The sequence below is a fragment of the Faecalibacterium tardum genome (genome assembly GCF_040096515.1).
In the GTDB taxonomy this organism is placed as follows: domain Bacteria; phylum Bacillota; class Clostridia; order Oscillospirales; family Ruminococcaceae; genus Faecalibacterium; species Faecalibacterium tardum.
Genome location: NZ_JBBMEO010000013.1, coordinates 16,049 through 35,877, shown reverse-complemented (window position 1 = coordinate 35,877; position 19,829 = coordinate 16,049). Strand labels below are relative to the sequence as shown.

Genomic DNA, 19,829 nt, shown 5'->3' with positions numbered 1-19,829 from the left:
TTAGAAAAAACCTCGCAGAAGCTGAAAGTTTTTTGCACATTGCCCAGTTCTGCATGAAAAATCCAGCAAAAAACGAAGGTGGACAGAATAAGTGGTCAGAAGGGTGTCCAAGACGCAGGAGGAAACAGAAATGGCACGACGGGGAGAAAACATTCACAAACGCAAGGATGGCCGGTGGGAAGGCCGCTACATCAAAGCGCGTACACCGGAGGGAAAGATCCAGTGGGGCTACGTCTATGGCACGGTCTATGCTGAGGTCAAACGTGTGCTGGTCCAAAAGAAAGCTGAGGCGGGGTTCTACAATCTGAAAAGAACCGACCTGACCTTTGACGCATTGGCTGAGGTATGGCTGCGTTCCCAGCGGAATGCCGTAAAAGAATCCACCTATGCGCATTACTCGTACACGCTGCACAAATATCTTCTTCCGGTTTTGAGTAAAATGCCAGTTGCATCCCTTGAGGAAAGCTTTCTGGAACAGGCTATGCAGCAGATCATTGCGCCGATAGATGCCGCACACAAGCCGCTGGGGAACTCCTCTGCCCGGGAATGCCTCTCCATGCTGCGCCGTATCTGCAAATATGCCGCGCACTTGCGCCTGATCCGTCCGATGGAGCTGGAAGTAGCGCTGCCAAAAGCCATCGACAAAATTTCTGTACCCCTCTCCCCGGCGGAGCAGCAGCGGCTTTATCAGTATGTACAGGAGAACCCAACGCCCCGCAAAATTGGCTTATTATTAGGGGTGGAATTGGGGCTGCGTATTGGCGAGATCTGCGGCTTACAGTGGGGCGATTTTGACCTGAAACTCGGAACGCTGAAAATCAACCGGACGGTCTGCCGAATTTCCTGTGAAAATGGGCATACAAAGGTGGTCATCCAAACGCCTAAAACCCGCACCTCACGTCGAGAAATTCCAATCCCAAAGCAGCTGCTTATTATGCTGAAAAAGCTGCGCGGATGTGTCAGCAATGCTGCATGGTTTCTGTCCGGTAACGAGTCCAAGCCCACCGAACCCCGTTGCTACCGAAAAAGCATCAAGGCATATCTGAAGCAGTCAACTGTCCGGCAAGTACGTCCGCACGCGCTGCGCCATACCTTTGCAACGACCTGTCTGCAGGCGGGGTGCGATGTAAAGACCCTCAGCGAATTGTTAGGACACGCTAACGCCAACATCACCTTGCAGCGCTATGTGCACTCTGACCTGACCCGAAAGCGCCGGGAGATGAACCGAATTTTCTCCCATCAGGTGTCCATGAGGGGCGGGGATGTAATAAATATAACGTAATAGCGCGTGATTTATACGTTGTTCCTCCATTATCACTGTGGAGGATACCCCTTTATGCGGGAAGGGGTGAACAAGGTGGCATTGCGTCTGTTTGAGCACAACGAGAAAGCATATCATGCGGCAGTCCGGATGATGGAGCAGTACGGCAAAGCTGCCATTGTTCATCCCACCGGCACCGGAAAGAGCTACATTGCGTTCAAGCTGATCGAGGACAACCCAGAGAAGGTCGTGATCTGGCTTTCTCCCAGTGAATATATCTTTAAGACCCAGCTGGAGAGCCTGAAAAGGAACGACCCGGATTTTCCGCTGGCAAACGTTCACTTTTACACCTACGCCAAACTAATGTGCTGTACACAGGCACAGCTGGACGAAATAGCAGCGCAGAAGCCTGCCTATATTATACTCGATGAATTCCACCGTGCCGGTGCGGAATGTTGGGGCGAAAGCACGGTGGCTTTATTAAAGTTATGCCCGGATGCAAAGCTTCTGGGGCTGACGGCAACAAACATCCGATATCTGGATAATAACCGCGATATGGCCGAAGAACTTTTCGATAGCCGTGTTGCGAGCAACATGACCCTTGGCGAAGCAGTCGTCAGGGGCATTTTGCCTGCCCCGAAATATGTGACCACGGTTTACCAGTACCAGAAAACGCTTGCGAAGTACCAAGCGAGGGTGAACAACCTGCGGGCACCGGGCATTCAGGATGTGAATCAGAAATATCTGGACGCGCTGCGCCGCGCACTAGAGCAGGCAGACGGCCTGGATAAAGTATTTGCCCATCATATCACAAATAAGTCCGGTAAGTACATCGTGTTCTGCGCCAATAAGGAGCACATGGACGAGATGGTGTCCCATGTGCCGGAGTGGTTCGCAGGGGTCAACCCGGACGTTGTGGTATACGAAGCCTACTCGGATGACCCGAACACTGACAAAGCCTTTGCGGACTTCAAGACGGATACGACCAACCGGCTGAAGCTGCTGTTCTGCATCGATATGCTCAACGAGGGCGTCCATGTGGAAGGCATTTCCGGGGTCATCCTGTTCCGACCTACCATTTCTCCCATCATCTACAAGCAGCAAATCGGACGTGCTCTGACCGCCGGGGACACCGCAGCCCCGCTGATTCTCGATGTGGTCAACAATTTTGAGGGACTGACCAGCATTTCCGGTCTGCAAAGCGAGATGCAGGAGGCAGTCCATCGTCTGTATGTCAACGGTGAGGGCGATAAGATCGTGACCGAGCGGTTTGAGGTTATCGAGCAGGTGCACGACTGCCGGGTGCTGTTCGAGCAGCTGCAGGCGAGCCTTTCTTCCGGCTGGGAGCACTACTTCTCTGAGGCGAGCATCTACTATGCGGAACACAGCAACCTGAACGTCCCGAAACTGTATACGACGCCCGGTGGTCTGAGCCTTGGTGTGTGGCTGGTGACCCAGCGCCGGGTGCGCGAGGGGCAGATCCAAGGCAATCTGACCGAGCAGCAGATCGCGCGGCTGGACAGCATCGGGATGGTCTGGGGCAACCGGAAGGAAATCGCGTGGCAGCATGGATTTGAAGTCGCAAAGAAATACCACGACACCTACGGAAACCTGATGGTGCCCGGAAAATATGTAGACTCAGACGGCTACCCACTGGGACAGTGGATCATCAAGACCCGGCAGCAGAAGCTGAATGGACGCTTGAAGGAAGAGCGCATCGCGCAGCTTGATGAGCTTGGTATGGTGTGGAACATTTTCGATGCCAAGTGGGAAAAGGCTTATGCGCTGGCCGCTGCCTATTACGAGGAGAATGGCAATCTGAACATTCCGCGTTCCTATGTGACAGCGGCTGGTGAACGGCTGGGGCAATGGGTCGCAAGTCAGCAATGGGCGTACCCGAAAGGAAAGCTGACGGACGAACAGGTCGAACGGCTCAACCGTATCGGAATGTACTGGGGCAACCGCAATGACCGCCAGTGGAACGAAGGATATCAGGAAGCGAAGCGCTACTTTGATGCCTACGGCGACCTGAACGTCCCGGCAGAATATGTGTCGCCGGGCGGTTACAACCTCGGAAATTGGGTCAAGCGGCAGCGGTATACCCGTCATAATCCTGAAAAAAGCTGCGCTGTTCTGACAGAGGAAAGGATTGCAAAGCTGGATGCCATCGGGATGCGGTGGGAGAAAAGTAATCCTAAGCACCCATCTAGACAGTCGGTACAAGCCGAAACTATTACGGCAAAAGCAGGTTAAAAAGAGACTTATAAACAAACGCGAATTTGTGTGAGGAGAAGAAATGGCTACGAATACAGTTGGAATTGATAAGGAAGTTGAAGTTGACCGAAAGGAAAATCTGCGGAACCATCGCCTGTACTGGATCGGACATCGGACGCAGGACGTGATCTTGTCATCGCTGGCACTGGTGGTGCTGTCGCCTGTCATGCTGGCTACTGCCATCGCCATTGTGGTGGATGACCCGTCTGCAGGTCCTGTTTTCAGTCAGGAGCGCATTGGCCGCAACGGAAAGCCCTTTAAGTTCTATAAGTTCCGCTCTATGTGCCCCAACGCAGAGGCAAAGCTAGATGACCTGCTGGATCAGAACGAGATGGATGGTCCTGTGTTCAAGATCAAGGACGACCCCCGCATTACCCGCGTGGGCAAGTTTATCCGCAAAACCAGTATCGATGAGCTGCCGCAGCTGTGGAATATCCTGAAGGGTGATATGAGCATCGTTGGCCCCCGCCCGGCGCTTCCCCGCGAGGTGGAGCAGTATGGCGACTACGAAAAGCAGCGTCTGTATGTGACTCCCGGCTTGAGCTGCTACTGGCAGATTGCCCCGCATCGCAATGACCTCTCTTTTGAGGAGTGGATGGATCTGGATGTGAAGTATGTCAAGGAGCGTAGCTTCTGGGTGGATTGGAAGATTATTTTCAAGACGTTTAAGGTGTGTTTGCTGGGGCGTGGGGAGTAAAAAACAGTACGTGGAAGGAAAACGGTTGGAGAGACGAGATGGAGAGAAACCTTAGAATTGCGGTATTTGGACAGAAGCGATTGTCGAGAGAGGGCGGCGTAGAGATCGTTGTAAAGGAGCTATGCACGCGGATGGCGCAGCAAGGCTGTCAGGTAACCTGCTACAACCGGTCTGGACATCATGTGAGCGGTGCAGAGTATGACGATATTGATAACACAAACTATGATGGAATCCGGCAGAAGCACGTTCCGACGATAGAAAAGAAAGGTCTGGCAGCGGTAAGCGCCTCGGCTTTTGCGGCGCTTTACAGTGCATTTGGAAAATACGATGTGGTGCACATCCATGCAGAGGGACCGGCCTTCTTCTCATGGCTGCCGAAGATGTTTGGCAAAAGGGTGGTGGTTACCATCCATGGCGTTGACTGGCAGCGCGAGAAGTGGCAGTCAGGGTTTGGCTCCAAATTTATCCGTCAGGGCGAAAAAAATGCCGTGAAATATGCGGACGAGATCATTGTTCTGAGCAAGGGCGTGCAGGACTATTTCAAGGAAACTTATGGCAGGGAAACACACTTTATCCCCAATGGCGTGAATAGGCCGCAGATTCGGAAAGCAAACCTGATCACGGAAAAATTCGGGCTGAAAAAAGATTCCTACATATTGTTCCTCGGGCGTCTGGTACCGGAAAAGGGGATTCGATATCTGGTCGAGGCTTTTAAAAATGTCAAGACGGACAAAAAGCTGGTCATTGCAGGCGGCTCCAGCGATACGGATTCCTTTATGGAAGAACTGAAGGAACTGGCAAAGGGGGACGACCGAATCCTCTTTACCGGTTTCGTACAGGGAGCGATGCTGGATGAACTGTACAGTAACGCCTATATCTACACACTGCCGTCCGATCTGGAGGGAATGCCTCTGAGCCTGCTTGAAGCGATGAGCTACGGCAACTGCTGTCTGGTTTCCGACATTCCAGAGTGCGCAGAGGTTGTGGAAGATAAGGCGCTGATTTTCAAAAAGTCGGATGTGCAGGATCTGCAAGAAAAGCTACAGGACGCTTGTGACCATCCTGAAAAAGTAGATGTACATAAAGAGCAGGCCGCAGACTTCATCTGTAAAAAGTACAACTGGGATGAAGTCACGAAAGAAACCATGAAGCTGTACAGGAGAAAATAATGAAGGTACTGATAGTAAACAAGTTTTTATATCCTAATGGCGGATCTGAGACGTACATATTTAAATTGGGCGAGGCATTGAAGCAGCATGGACACGAGGTTCAGTACTTCGGTATGGAGCACGAAGGCCGTTGCGTGGGCAACCGAGTCAATGCTTACACGTCTGATATGGACTTCCACGGCGGCAGTAAACTGAGCAAGCTGACCTACCCCATCAAAACTATCTACAGCAAGGAAGCGCGGGTACAGCTGAGAAAAGTTCTGGACGACTTCAAGCCGGATGTCTGTCATCTGAACAACTTCAACTACCAGCTGACACCTTCCATCATCCTGGAAATCGTGAAGTGGCGCAAGGAGACCGGAAGGGATTGTAAGATCATCTTCACGGCACATGATTACCAGCTGGTCTGCCCGAACCACATGCTGAACAATCCAAACACGCACCAGAACTGTGAGAAGTGCCTCGGCGGCCATTTTGCAAACTGCATGAAAGGCAAGTGCATCCACGGCTCCGCGGCAAAATCTGCCATCGGCATGATGGAGGCTGAGTTCTGGAAATGGAAGGAAACCTATAAGTACATTGATACCATGATCTGCTGCTCCGAGTTCATGAAGAGCAAGATGGACAGCAATCCACTATTTGCAACCAAGACTGTGGCAATGCACAACTTCATCGACAAGGTGGAGTGGAAAGAGACGGAGAAGAAGGATTACGTCCTCTACTTCGGCCGCTTCTCTGAGGAAAAGGGTATCGGCACACTCATCAAGGTCTGTAAGAAACTGCCGAATGTTCAGTTCATCTTCGCCGGCACTGGCCCGCTGGAAGAGACAGTAACTGGTATTAAGAACATCAAGAACGTTGGTTTCCAGAAAGGCGAGGCACTGGAAAAGCTCATCCGTGAGGCACGGTTCTCCATCTACCCGTCTGAGTGGTATGAGAACTGCCCGTTCTCCGTAATGGAATCCCAGATGTATGGCACACCGGTACTGGGAGCGAACATTGGTGGCATCCCGGAACTGATTCAGGTTGGCAAGACCGGCGAGTTGTTCGAGAGTAGTAACGGGAAAGATTTGAAAGAAAAGATAGAAAAGCTCTGGGGTGATAAGAAGCTGTGTGAGCAGTATAGCAAGAACTGTAAGGACATCAGCTTCGATACCATTGATGAGTATTACGAGAAAATTATGAAGGTGTATCAGTAAAACTGGTACGTGAGGAGAAAACTTGTGACTGCAAAAGCGGATCGATATGAGGGAATAGACGGCTTAAAGGCGTATGCCATTATCGGCATTGCATTGATGCACGTCCTCTCAAATGGAGAATATGGGATCGGAGGATTTGTGTTTGAGCGGCTGATACCATCTTTCACAAACCTCGTCTTCCTTTTTATGATGGTCAGTGGTTTTGGCATGTGCTGCGGCTATTACCAGAAAATAATTGACCAGAAAATCAGCGTAGAGGACTTTTACAAGAAGCGGTATATCAAAATCTGGCCGTACTTTGCACTGCTCTGTGCGTTAGACTTTGTGATTTCACCGAGCAAGGAATCCTTGTTTGAGGTTTTCGCAAACTTGACGTTATGTCAGGGGCTTCTGCCGAATGCCAAGATTTCGGTCATTGGTGTGAGTTGGACGCTGGCAGTCATTTTTGTGTTCTATATGCTGTTCCCATTCTTCTGCTTCCTGATTGGAAACAAGAAGAGAGCGTGGAGTGTGGCGGTTGCGGCACTGGTATTTAACTGGTTATGCACTAATTACTTCAAAGCAGGGAGGACTAATATCGTCTACGATGCGATTTACTTTATCGCTGGTGGCTTGATCTTCCTTTATCGGAAGGAACTGGCCGAGTTTGCAGCGAAGCACAAGATTATCGCCGGAGCACTTCTGCTGATTGCCACAGTTGCTTATTTTGCAGTGGGCGGCAATACGCTTACAATGCTGTTCTTCTGTGTGGCAGCACTGGCCTATACCCTCGGATGCAAGCGGGGGGGGGTACTGGTCAATCCAGTCGCCAAGTTCCTCGGCGGTATCAGCTTCGAAATTTATCTGTGCCACATGGTGATTTATCGTGTGCTTGAAAAGCTACACCTTGTTCATCTATTTGGAAATGGTCTGCTGGCATATATCTTCACGGCAATTGCAGTCGTCTGTGGTTCGGTTGTGTTCTCGGTATGTGCAAAGTGGTTCTTAAATAAAATCGAAACATTCTTAAAAGAGAGAGTAAACAATAGGAGAGTTAATCATGTCTGAAGAAAAGAAGTTAAATGGTACTGTCATCGTCACTTATCGCTGCAACGCTCGTTGCTCTATGTGCAACCGTTATAAAGCACCTTCCAAGCCGGAAGAGGAGATCAGCATCGAAACCATCAAAAAGCTGCCGAAGATGTACTTTACGAACATCACTGGCGGCGAGCCGTTCATCCGCACCGACCTGAAGGATATTGTGCGTGAACTGTACAAGAAGTCTGACCGTATCGTTATTTCAACCAACGGTTTCTTCACTGACCGTATCGTTGACCTGTGCAAGGAGTTCCCGCAGATCGGTATCCGTATCTCTATCGAGGGTCTGGAGCAGACCAATAACGAGATCCGTGGCCTGCAGAACGGCTACCAGCGTGGTTATGGCACACTGAAAAAGCTGCGTGAGATGGGTATGAAGGATGTTGGCTTCGGCATGACCGTTCAGGATAAGAATGCTCCTGACCTTGTTCCTCTGTACAAGATTTCCGATGAGATGGGAATGGAGTTCGCAACTGCTTCTCTGCACAACAGCTTCTACTTCGTTGAGGCTAAAAACATCATCCACGACCGTCCGATGGTTGCAAAGAACTTTGAGAACCTGGTCAATGAACTGCTGCGTAGCAACAGTCCGAAGAAGTGGTTCCGTGCATACTTTAACCACGGTCTGATCAACTACATCTACGGTCAGAAGCGCCTGCTGCCTTGCGACATGAGCTTTGATACCTTCTTCATTGACCCGTATGGTGATGTTATGCCTTGCAACGGTACCAAGGACAAAGAGGTCATGGGCAACCTGAACAATCAGACTTGGGATGAGCTGTGGAACAGCCCGGAGGCCGAGAAGGTTCGTGCAAAAGTTCGTTGTTGCGACCGTGACTGCTGGATGATTGGTAGTGTTTCTCCGGCAATGCACAAGTACATCTGGAAGCCTGCTACTTGGGTTCTGGTTCACAAGTTCAAGGCTCTGTTCACCAAACATCCGTACAGCATGTATGAACTGAAGATTTGCCGTGACTATCGTGATGGCAAAGTCACTAAGGAAGAGCTGGATAAGTGCAGCACCTGCGATATGAACTGTGTGATCAACAACGGTCTGAGTGAAGCCTCTAAGGAGCAGCTGAAGCATAAGACCGGGGAGGAAATTGTGGATGCTGATATCGCACAGCAGATGGAGACGAAGTGATGGAGAAGAACGCACTAATTGTTGCAAATTTAGCTGGTTTTGCGTCTTTTCTCATTCATGATATAGAAATACTTATTGGAAAAGGATATACAGTTACTTTTGCGGCAAATGCATATAAATTAGAGTGGGCAGACACAAAAGAAAAACTTGATAAGAGGGGTGTTAAATTTGTTCAATTGGATTTTGATAGTACTAATCCGATAGCGAAAACAAATTTTAAGGCATATAAAGAGCTGAAAAAACTGTTGAAACAGGGCAATTTTCAATTGATTCATTGTCATACGCCTATTGCAGGTATTTTTACAAGATTGGCCGCTCGGTCATACAAACAAAAGGGAACGAAGGTCATTTATACAACGCATGGATTTGCTTTCACTGAGAATTCTTCCAAGAAATCATGGATGATTTTCTACACTGTAGAAAAATTCTGCTCTTTATTTTGTGATGCGATTATCACAATTAATAAGGAAGATTATTCAAACGCAAAGAAAATGTTTTGTAAAAAGGTCTTTCAAATTAATGGCGTTGGAGTAGATACTTCAAAATATGCGAATGTGGCAGTAAACTGCAGGGAATATCGAAATTTGATAGGAGTGCCAGCGGATAAGATTATGATTTTGGCTGTGGGTGAATTATCGACGCGAAAGAATCATCAAATTATTATCAAAGCGCTCTCAAAACTTCCCAATAAAGATGATTATGTTTTTGTGATTTGCGGAAATGGTATTGATGGCGGAACTGGAAAGATGCTTCATGATCTGGCAAAACAAGAAGATGTCGATTTGAGGCTGTTAGGATTTAGAATGGATATACCGGAAATTACCGCGGTATCTGACATTGGAGTGATTCCCTCCATACGAGAAGGGCTTGGCTTAGCGGGTGTACAATCTCTTGCAGCAGGCATTCCAGTTATTGGTTCAAGTGTTCAGGGAATTAAAGATTATATCATTGATGGTAAAGATGGATATCTTTGTGACCCATATGATGATACAGCATTTGCAGAGAAAATTCAGTTACTTTCTGATGCGCAGAAGCGGAATGAGATGAAACCGTTCTGCCGTGAAATGGCTGCTAAATTCGATAACAGTGTATCTTTTGAACAAATGGCTGAAATTTATACGGAGTTAATGGTGTAGAGGAGAGAATAGTGTGTTAAATCAAGAGCTGATTTCAGTAATAGTTCCAATATATAATGTAGAAAAATATCTCGATAGATGTGTAAAATCAATATGCGAACAGTCCTACAGAAATCTTGAAATAATATTGGTCGATGATGGATCACCGGATATGTGTGGTGCGATGTGTGACACATACTCAAATCACGATTCAAGAATTTTAGTGGTTCACAAAGAAAATGGGGGGCTTTCAGATGCAAGGAATGCAGGACTGAATATTTGTAGCGGAACGTACGTTACTTTTATCGATTCAGATGACTATATAGAGCATGATTATATTGAAACACTGTATTCGTCTCTTGTTGAAAGCCAGGCAGATATTTCTATTGGTGATTATTTTTATGAGACTGAAAATGGATTAACAATAAATAGTTATCTTAACAGTGGAAAGGTAAGAATTTTAGATCAGAAAGAAGCAATCGGCGAGTTATGCAGGTTGAAACTGTTTTCTAATTCTGCATGGGGAAAACTATATCCGACAAAATTCTTTTCAGGTATCCGTTATCCAAAAGGAAAGATATATGAAGATATTCCGGTAACATATCGTTTGATTTTAAAAGCGAGTAAGATAGCTTTCTGTGAAAAACCAATCTATCATTATATATATCGGTTGCAGGCAATATCAAAGGGAAGCTTCAGACCACAAAGATTAGATGCATTGCAATTTGTGAGACAGATGAAATATGATATCGCTCAGATTTACCCAGAGTATACAGAACTTCTTGCAAACCGTGAATTTGAAGAGTGTATTTACATATACAAATCGCTTATGCAGGATTTAACGTATCGCAAGGACTACTCTAAGAAGTTATACATCGAAGCAAAAAAAATTGTATCTAAATGCAATTGGAAATTGATGTCTAAAAAAATGAAAATATATGCAATGGCTTTAAGATGTGGAAAAACAGTATTTGATGAAGTTACGCTTATAGAAAATGGATTAGCAAGGAAAAGAGCGATGCGTAAAATGTTAGAGAAGTAAAAGCTCTAAAAAATGCAAGAAATTGGAGAAAAATAATTCAATGATAAATAGTAAAACGAATTTAAATATTTGCCTCAAGAAAGAAAAAGAGAAATACATTTCCAATAGTATTGTTGGGAACATAAAGCTGTGGTTGCTAAAGGATCATGATTATTTGATCTGGGAATATGTTAAGGCATTACGCATGACAGAATATTCTTTTAACTGTAATAGAAAATTAAGATATTATTTTTGGCAGCGTAGAAAAAATACACTGGGAGCGCATCTTGGAATTACAATATGGCATAACACAATTGATTCAGGACTGAAAATATGGCACTATGGATCGGTTATAGTTAATGGTCATGCAAAAATCGGGAAAAACTGTCAAATGCACGGAGAAAACTGTATCGGGAACAAGGGAGATACAGATGAGGGTGCGCCTGAAATAGGGAATAATGTAGATATTGGTGTTGGAGCCAAAATAATTGGGCCGATTTATATAGCGGATGATATCAAAATTGGTGCAAATGCTGTTGTTATAAATTCCTGCTATAAGCGAGGAGCAACATTGGTTGGCGTTCCTGCCAAGGAAGTATAAGGTAGAATGCTGTTGAAGCGTAATTTGGAACGATATGCCTTTGTATATAATCCATAAAGTGTAGAATATAAAGCCATAGACATGGGAGTGGATTCAGCAAAATAAATGAAAAAGAGAAGGTGCTGGAATGTTTAAGATAAATATAAGAAAAACTACATATGAGTTATGTATGGCAATGCCAGCAGTTTTTACAGTGTTATACTGTATTAAAGAAAGCGCAGCAAATAAGGCAGCAATTCTCCTTATGGTATTTGCGTATGTAGTCCTTAATGCTCATTATATGCGAAATGGGAAAAAATTAAAGTTCTTCTTATTTAATTTATTGTCTGTTACCTATATTGTATATATTGGCTTTATATGTGGAGCATCGGAGATTATTAGTTCATTCTTTTATGGGTATCTGTTAACCTTTATTATGCTGTTAGTATGTGTGGAGGATGAACTGAGGGAAGAGTTTATCGAATATTTTCTTTCAGGGAAAAGAAGATTTTCTGTATATGTTTTAATTTTCTTCCTGACAACAGTGTTTTCAGTCGGTGTCCTTCAAGGGCTAAAATTTGAATTTGGATCAAAAGTTCCTGTGTTATATGGTCCATTCAATATTCCGCATATGCTTGCTTACATATTGATGGTTGTGTATTGTGGCGTTTCTTTGTTCGATTTGGAAAACAAGAAAAAATTGGTTGTAGCTATCAAATTGATATGTGTTGGTTGTATTGTGTGTACGGCGGTTAGATCAGCGGTTTTAGCTACTGCAGTACTGATTGTATGTGACTTCCTTTCGATAAGAAAGATTAGCAAAAAGGCTATTATTTTAGGAGTGGGATTTATAGTCTTGGTTTTCCTTGCTACAAACACCGATATATTGACAAATAATCCACTTATTGAAAAAACACTATATGCAACAGAAGTCGGCGGCTCAATTACAAACGGAAGAGAATGGTATCGGCAGATTGCGCTGTCTTATTATGCAACAAAGACCACATTACTTGAAAAAATATTTGGTGTGGGTATTTCTGGTGTGGTAGAAGTTATCTATAGTGTTTTAAGAGTAAGAATTCAGGCGCATAATGATTATGTAAATCTTCTTGTTGGGTATGGAATGGTCGGATTGATATCATTTGTGATTTGTCAGCTTAGATTGAGCAAGATATGCAAAAGCAAAATGAACATTATCCTGTTGCAATTATTTATTTTTATTCTTGCTTATTATAATGGATTTGCATTGTATATAATGCTGACAGCATCGTTGCCAATAGTTGTAGCTTTTTTTGAATTGAAACAAGTTGGCGAATTCAATACAGTTGAGAAGAATGAATTGTGAGGAAAAGGTGTTTGTTTTATTCAACACGACCTATCAATTGATGATAGCGATTGGTCCGAGAGAAACTGAATATGCGAATTATGAGGCGGATGCTGTTAGTCGCCGGAAAGGAAAAATACAAGTTTATGTGTGAAACGAAACATAAAGAAGTGGCAGTTAGTGTAATTTGTAACACATATAATCATGGACCATACATAAAAGATGCTTTGGAGGGCTTTGTGTCCCAAAAAACTAACTTTAATTATGAAGTACTGATTCATGATGATGCCTCAACAGATAATACGGCGGATATCATTCGTGAATATGAGAGAAAGTACCCTGAATTGATAAAGCCGATTTATCAGAAGGAAAATCAGTACTCAAAGGGAGTGAATATAACAAGTACTTTCCATCTGCCGCGTTTGAAAGGTAGATATGTGGCTCTTTGCGAGGGTGACGACTATTGGACTGATTCTGGAAAACTGCAAAGGCAGTTTGATGCAATGGAGGCTCATCCGGAATTGGATATTTGTGCTCATACAGTATCAAAGGTCCAGGCGTCAAATAGTCAGTTTCTTTGCAATATTGCTCCCAGTGATAAAGAGACTGTGTTTAGCACAGAAGAAGTTATTGCTGGTGGTGGCGGATTTGTTGCAACGAATTCTCTCTTCTACCGGCGTGAACTGTTAGAAAATCAACCAGAATTTCTCAAATATTGTCCTTTAGACTACTCATTACAAATTCATGGGGCGCTTCGCGGAGGAATGCTCTATCTACCGGACAATATGGCGATATATCGCTTCCTTGTTGCAGGCTCATGGACAAGGCGCATAGAGAATAAAGAATACGCCGATGCACAAAGATATATAATCAAACGTATGCTGGATATGGTCAACGAAGAAACAGAAAACCGCTATGCCAGTGTTATACATAAGGCAAAGTTGCAGTTGGATTTTATGTACTACCAGAACGCTGATGACTATAAAGAATTGCATACAGGTGAATTACGCAATCTGTATAATGAACAGCCTATGTCTTGGAAACTAAAAATATATATTAAAGAACATTTTCCTTGGCTGCTAAAACTGTATCGAAAATGTATGAAGGAAAAACAATGAAAACACAATCAGTCCTAAAAAATTTCCTCTGGCGTTTCGCAGAACGATGTGGTGCTCAACTTGTAACATTTATAGTTTCCATTGTCCTTGCCCGTATCCTCGCGCCGGAGGATTACGGCCAGATCGCCCTTATCACTGTTTTCACAACGATCATGCAGGTGTTTGTAGATAGTGGTTTGGGCACGGCGCTAATTCAGAAAAAAGATGCAGATGAACTAGATTTCTCGTCAGTGTTCTACTTCAATTTTGTGGTTTGTCTGGTTCTGTACGCCATTATGTTTATGGCGGCACCGGTAATTGCTATCTTCTACAATGATTCATCCCTGACCCCAATTATCCGGGTTATCAGTTTGACCATTGTAATCTCTGGTGTTAAGGGAATCCAGCAATCCTATGTGTCGCGGAACATGCTGTTTAAGCGTTTCTTCTATGCAACGCTGGGTGGAACAATCTTTTCTGCATTTCTGGGCATTGGCTTGGCCTATGCGGGGTTTGGAGTATGGGCTATCGTAGCACAACAGTTGTCCAATACGACCATTGATACCTTGATTCTGTGGCTGACCGTTAAATGGCGGCCAAAGAAAATGTTCTCGTGGGAGAGATTAAAAGCATTGCTTTCCTTTGGATGGAAGATGTTGGCGTCAGCACTTTTGGATACAGTCTATGGCAATATTCGCAGCTTGATTATAGGTAAAATGTATTCTTCTGCGGATTTGGCGTACTACAACCAAGGCGATAAGTTCCCAAGTGTAATCGTAAACAATATCAACACATCCATTGATAGCGTTCTTTTGCCAACAATGGCAAGTGTGCAAGATGATAGAAATCATGTCAAATCGATGACGCGACGCGCTATTAAAACCAGCACCTATATCATGGCACCACTGATGATGGGCTTAGCGTTCTGCGCAGAACCGATTGTTCGCTTGGTTCTAACCGATAAGTGGTTACCCTGTGTTCCGTTTTTGCGCATTTTCTGCATTACTTATATGTTCTATCCGATTCACACAGCAAACCTGAATGCAATAAAGGCGATGGGACGTAGTGATCTGTTTTTGAAACTCGAAATTGCCAAGAAAATTGTCGGTATTGCGTTGCTACTTTCTACGATGTGGTTTGGCGTAATGGCAATGGCGTATAGCTTGCTTGTCAGCAGTGTCACAAGCCAAATTATCAACTCTTGGCCTAATCGTAAGCTTTTGAATTATCGTTATTTGGATCAGTTGAAGGATATCCTACCGGGCATTGCTTTGGCAATCTTTATGGGATGCTGTGTGAATCTCGTTGGCCTGCTTCACCTGTCAAATACTGTGACTCTGCTGATTCAAATTCCGATGGGGGCGGCAATTTACATTGGGGCATCGGCTGCATTGCATTTGGAATCTTATGAATATCTGATGGGCATGATTCGCCCCGTCTTGAAAAAAATTGCAAGAAAGTAAAGGCGACAAAAATGAAAAAAATACTTTTGTTAGGTGGTTCTGCGCAGCAAGTTGTAGCTATTGAAACTGCAAAAAAGCTCGGCTACTACACTGTTTTGTGCGATTTCCTGACGGATAACCCCGGGCAGTATGTTGCAGATAAGTTCTATCTTGTAAGTACTACGGACAAGGATGCCGTCCTTGAGGTGGCACAGAAAGAAAAAGTTGATGGCGTTCTGGCCTACGCTTCTGACCCCGCTGCACCCACAGCAGCTTACGTGGGCGAAAAATTAAAACTGCCAACAAACCCTTATTCCGCAGTAGATATTCTTTGTAATAAAGATCGTTTTCGTGCGTTTTTGCAAGACAATGGATTTAATGCGCCAGTATCTATGGGATATCAAACTATTGAAGATGCGATGGCGGATACTTCTAGGTTTCGGTTGCCGGTTATCGTCAAGCCGGTGGATTCTTCCGGCTCAAAAGGAGCTACCGTACTGCATAGCTGGGATAACGTAAACGATGCATTAGAATTTGCTTTTTCATTTTCTCGTGCCCACCGAGTGATCGTTGAAGAATACATTGAGAAAAAACATCCGTATCTTATCGGTGGCGATATTTTTGTTTTAAATGGAAAAGTGGTTATATGGGGGCTTCTTAATTGCCATAGAGATACCCGGGTGAATCCATTGGTTCCTGTCGGAAAAAGTTATCCGTTAATTCTGGAGGAAGCCGATGTACAACTTGTTCAACAAACGCTGCAAAGTATGATGGACAAGTTAGAAATTCGATTTGGCTCGGTCAATGTTGAATTGGTCATTGATAAGAACAATCGAGTATGGCCTATCGACGTTGGACCGAGAGCTGGTGGAAATATGATACCAGACTTATTGGGGAAAATTTTTGGCGCAGATTTAGTTGAAATGGCAGTCCAAGCTGCAATGGGGCAACCTGTTTTGACTACAACACATAAACCTGAGGGTTGTTATGCAACGCATAATTTACACAGTACAACTGATGGAATATATAAACAGATTGTATTTAGTGGTGAATTAAAAAAATATCTTCAAGAAGTACATCTCTACAAAAAGCCCGGAGATCACGTGGAACGATTTGACAATGCAGCAAAATGTCTTGGAATTATCTTTATGAAATTTCCTGATATTGCAACCGCTGAAAATATTTTATCCCATATAGAAAAGCACATTGATGTTCAATTAATGACGGAGTGAAGCTATGAAAGAAATTGGCGGGTATATAGAGCTTGACACTTATGCAGGTGCAATGCTCCACGAAAAAGCTATTGCCCTGAATTGCGGAAGAGGAGCGCTGGAATATCTTTGCGAAGCGAAGATGATTCGGAAGTTATATCTGCCGTATTTTCTTTGCGATTCTGTGCCAAATCTCTGCAAAAAAATAAATATCGAATATGAATTTTATCATATTAACGAGGCGCTTGAACCGGTTTTTACGAAGGAAATTGGTGCAAACGAATGGCTCTATATTGTGAACTTCTATGGTCAGCTTAGTAACGAGTATTTGAAAACTTGGAAGCAGCGGTATGATCGTGTCATAGTTGACAATGCACAAAGTTATTTCCAAATGCCCGTAGATGGACTGGACACGCTTTATACTTGCCGGAAATACTTTGGTGTTGCGGATGGGGCGTTTCTGTATACGGATGCAAAGCTGGATCGTGAGCTTCCGCAAGATGAGTCTTTCGAACGAATGCACTTTTTGCTGGGACGATATGAACGCAGCGCAAATGAATTTTATAGTGAATACGTATTGAACAATAAGCTGTTTGCTACAGAACCGGTAAAGCGAATGTCCCGCCTGACAGAAAATCTTCTGCATGGAATCGACTATGATGCCGTAGCAAAAAGACGGCAGGAGAATTTCGAGTTCTTGGACGAGGAGTTTCGGGATATAAATGAGTTGAATTTGAAAAGTGTTTATGGTGCATTTATGTACCCGCTTTTGGTTCAGAATGGCACTGAAATCCGAAAGACTTTGCAAAAAGAAAGAATCTACATACCGACTTTATGGCCAAATGTGCTGAAGGAATGCCCGGCTGATAGTCTGGAATACCATTATGCAGCGGATATTCTTCCAATTCCAATTGACCAACGATATGGAAAAGAAGATATGATAAAAATTGCCGAAATGGTTAAGATGACCATGAATATAAAAGAGGAGTGAAAATATATGTCTGATAATATCTTAGTGACACGTTCGTCTATGCCAAGCCTGGATGAGTACATAGAAGAAATTCGTCCTATTTGGGAAAGCCACTGGCTGACCAATATGGGCGTAAAACATAAGCAGTTGCAGGCAGAGCTGGAGGAATATTTGGGCGTACCACATGTGGCTCTTTATACCAACGGCCATCTAGCCCTGGAAAATGCCATTGCTGCCCTGAATCTGCCGGAAGGTGGCGAGGTGATCACCACACCATTTACCTTTGCATCTACCACTCATGCGATTGTTCGCAATGGTCTTGTCCCGGTGTTCTGTGATGTGAACGATAGAGACTATACCATGGATGTGACGAAGATTGAAGACCTCATCACTGATCGCACGGTAGCCATCGTTCCAGTACATGTATACGGCAATATTTGCGATGTTGAGGAAATCGATCGAATTGCAAAGAAATACGGCTTGAAGGTGATCTATGATGCTGCTCATGCCTTTGCTGTGAAGTATAAGGGTGCATCAACCGCCTGCTTTGGCGATGCATCTATGTTCAGCTTCCATGCTACTAAGGTGTTCAACACCATTGAGGGCGGTGCAGTTTGCTTTAAGGATGATAGCTGGGTTCAGCTGTTGAACGACCAGAAGAATTTTGGTATCCATGGTCCTGAGTCGGTTTGCTTTGTAGGCGGTAATGCCAAGATGAACGAATTTCAGGCAGCTATGGGCATCTGCAATCTGCGGCATTTGGACGAGGAAATTGCCAAACGCAAGAAGGTCGTAGAGCGTTACCGTGAGCGCCTTTCCGGCGTAGAAGGTATCAAGCTTAGTGCAATTCAGGAAAATGTAGAAAGCAACTATGCATATTTCCCGGTCGTGTTTGATGGGTATAAATACACCCGCAATGAAATCTATGAAATGTTGCAGGAGCAGGGTATTACGGCCAGAAAATACTTCTATCCGCTGACCAATAGTTTTGAGTGCTATCGGAATTATCCGACAGCCGGCACTGAAAAAACGCCTGTTGCGCAGCATCTGGCATTGCGTGTGCTAACACTGCCTTTGTACGCAGATCTATCTCTGGATGATGTGGATCGCACCTGTGACGTTATTCTAGGGCAGAAAGACTGACAAGAAAGACTTTTGTGGAGAGGTTTAGAAATGGACGCAGTTGCGGTAAAGACCGATAAATTCAGGGGGGGTAAGAAGTTCTAACATTGAACTTTTCCGAATCCTCTCGATGTTGATGATTGTGGCGCATCACTATGTTGTGAATTCCGGATTGATTGACTGTATTGATACACAGGCCAGCCTACATTTTCAGGATTACTTTCTGCTGCTGTTTGGCTGGGGCGGCAAAACCGGAATCAATTGTTTTGTATTGATTACGGGATACTTCATGTGCACTTCAAATATTACAAAAGAAAAATTCTGCAAGCTACTTGGTGAACTTTATTTTTATAAGGTAGTAATATGGTGCCTATTCTTTTTTTCTGGTTATCAATCTTTTTCAATCGGTGACTTTTTGGAAATGCTGTTTCCTTTTTTTACGGTAGCAGATAATTTCACAGCATGTTTTCTTTTATTCTATTTGTTGATTCCATTCCTGAATAAACTGATTCACTCCCTTACAGAAAAAGAACATTTCTGGCTAATGACCTGGTGTATTGGTGTTTATGTGGTATTGCCATCCTTTGCAAAGGCACATGTGGTATTTAATTATGTTACATGGTTCAGCATCCTCTATGTGATTGCATCGTATATTCGGCTGTATCCAAAAGAGTGTTTCAATAGCACAAAAATTACCGGGTTTCTGGCAGGAGTGTCCTTGTTGCTTTCTTGGATGAGTATTATCGTTCTAGCTGCTTTTAGCAGGATGATAGGGAAACACGTTGGTCTTTGTTATTTCTTTGTGTCAGATTCCAATAAAATACTGGCACTGACGACTGGAATTAGCGGATTCCTATTCTTCAAGAACTTAAAAATCGGATATAGCAGGAGGATCAATACTATTGCGGCGGCAACGTTTGGAGTGCTTTGTATCCATGCTAATAGCGATACTATGCGGCGGTGGTTGTGGCGGGACATTTGCAATAACGTTGATGCCTACAATGATGGTGTGATTGTAGTTCATGCAATCGCTGTTACGTTAGTGGTGTTTGGGTTATGCACTGCTATTGAGGTGTTTCGAACAAAACTAAAAGAATATTCGAAGTTAACACGCAGGGTATAAAAG

General features: G+C 44.3%; 17 protein-coding genes. All 17 read left to right on the top strand.

Annotated features, from left to right (window positions below; genetic code table 11):
• The first annotated feature begins 130 nt into the window (after nt 1-130).
• The 17 genes from WMO44_RS09180 (at nt 131) to WMO44_RS09100 (ending at nt 19,826) form a co-directional block, all read left to right on the top strand.
• The gene (locus WMO44_RS09180) at nt 131-1,282 is read left to right on the top strand and encodes a tyrosine-type recombinase/integrase (RefSeq protein ID WP_349152388.1); all 1,152 of its coding nucleotides are present in this window, start codon (nt 131-133) and stop codon (nt 1,280-1,282) included.
• 54 nt (nt 1,283-1,336) lie between these two features.
• Nucleotides 1,337-3,514, top strand: coding sequence for a Helicase associated domain protein (locus WMO44_RS09175; protein WP_349152387.1), 2,178 nt, complete (start codon nt 1,337-1,339; stop codon nt 3,512-3,514).
• Between the two features lie 43 nt (nt 3,515-3,557).
• Nucleotides 3,558-4,232: a sugar transferase gene (locus tag WMO44_RS09170; protein ID WP_349152386.1), complete on the top strand. Its 675-nt coding sequence runs from the start codon at nt 3,558-3,560 to the stop codon at nt 4,230-4,232.
• A gap of 38 nt (nt 4,233-4,270) precedes the next feature.
• Complete coding sequence (locus WMO44_RS09165; RefSeq protein WP_349152385.1) at nt 4,271-5,401, top strand: glycosyltransferase family 4 protein; 1,131 nt, start codon at nt 4,271-4,273, stop codon at nt 5,399-5,401.
• Nucleotides 5,401-6,600 (top strand): glycosyltransferase, encoded by a 1,200-nt coding sequence (locus tag WMO44_RS09160; RefSeq protein WP_349152384.1) that lies wholly within the window; start codon nt 5,401-5,403, stop codon nt 6,598-6,600. The genes WMO44_RS09165 and WMO44_RS09160 overlap by 1 nt, the downstream gene beginning before the upstream one ends.
• 24 nt (nt 6,601-6,624) lie before the next feature.
• A complete protein-coding gene (locus WMO44_RS09155) occupies nt 6,625-7,647 on the top strand; it encodes an acyltransferase family protein (protein WP_349152383.1) in 1,023 nt (340 codons plus the stop codon).
• On the top strand, nt 7,640-8,821 hold the full coding sequence (locus WMO44_RS09150; RefSeq protein ID WP_055260470.1) for a radical SAM protein: 1,182 nt from the start codon (nt 7,640-7,642) through the stop codon (nt 8,819-8,821). Before WMO44_RS09155 ends, WMO44_RS09150 begins: the two co-directional genes overlap by 8 nt.
• Nucleotides 8,821-9,957, top strand: coding sequence for a glycosyltransferase family 4 protein (locus tag WMO44_RS09145; RefSeq protein WP_349152382.1), 1,137 nt, complete (start codon nt 8,821-8,823; stop codon nt 9,955-9,957). Before WMO44_RS09150 ends, WMO44_RS09145 begins: the two co-directional genes overlap by 1 nt.
• Nucleotides 9,958-9,970: 13 nt before the next feature.
• The gene (locus WMO44_RS09140) at nt 9,971-10,978 is read left to right on the top strand and encodes a glycosyltransferase family 2 protein (RefSeq protein WP_349152381.1); all 1,008 of its coding nucleotides are present in this window, start codon (nt 9,971-9,973) and stop codon (nt 10,976-10,978) included.
• Between the two features lie 40 nt (nt 10,979-11,018).
• The gene (locus WMO44_RS09135) at nt 11,019-11,558 is read left to right on the top strand and encodes an LbetaH domain-containing protein (RefSeq protein ID WP_349152380.1); all 540 of its coding nucleotides are present in this window, start codon (nt 11,019-11,021) and stop codon (nt 11,556-11,558) included.
• Nucleotides 11,559-11,685: 127 nt separating this feature from the next.
• Nucleotides 11,686-12,882 (top strand): O-antigen ligase family protein, encoded by a 1,197-nt coding sequence (locus WMO44_RS09130; protein ID WP_349152379.1) that lies wholly within the window; start codon nt 11,686-11,688, stop codon nt 12,880-12,882.
• Between the two features lie 125 nt (nt 12,883-13,007).
• Nucleotides 13,008-13,979 carry a glycosyltransferase family 2 protein gene (locus WMO44_RS09125; protein ID WP_349152378.1) on the top strand — a complete coding sequence of 324 codons (972 nt, stop codon included), beginning with the start codon at nt 13,008-13,010 and terminating at the stop codon, nt 13,977-13,979.
• Nucleotides 13,934-15,421: a lipopolysaccharide biosynthesis protein gene (locus WMO44_RS09120; protein WP_349152377.1), complete on the top strand. Its 1,488-nt coding sequence runs from the start codon at nt 13,934-13,936 to the stop codon at nt 15,419-15,421. The genes WMO44_RS09125 and WMO44_RS09120 overlap by 46 nt, the downstream gene beginning before the upstream one ends.
• Nucleotides 15,422-15,432: 11 nt before the next feature.
• The gene (locus WMO44_RS09115) at nt 15,433-16,632 is read left to right on the top strand and encodes an ATP-binding protein (protein ID WP_349152376.1); all 1,200 of its coding nucleotides are present in this window, start codon (nt 15,433-15,435) and stop codon (nt 16,630-16,632) included.
• A 4-nt stretch (nt 16,633-16,636) separates the two neighbouring features.
• Entirely contained in the window at nt 16,637-17,602 is a 966-nt protein-coding gene (locus WMO44_RS09110; RefSeq protein WP_349152375.1) for a hypothetical protein, read from the top strand.
• Between the two features lie 6 nt (nt 17,603-17,608).
• Nucleotides 17,609-18,724, top strand: a complete 1,116-nt coding sequence (locus WMO44_RS09105) for a DegT/DnrJ/EryC1/StrS family aminotransferase (protein WP_349152374.1) — start codon at nt 17,609-17,611, stop codon at nt 18,722-18,724.
• A 55-nt stretch (nt 18,725-18,779) separates the two neighbouring features.
• Nucleotides 18,780-19,826 carry an acyltransferase family protein gene (locus tag WMO44_RS09100; RefSeq protein ID WP_349152400.1) on the top strand — a complete coding sequence of 349 codons (1,047 nt, stop codon included), beginning with the start codon at nt 18,780-18,782 and terminating at the stop codon, nt 19,824-19,826.
• The last annotated feature ends 3 nt before the right edge of the window (nt 19,827-19,829 follow it).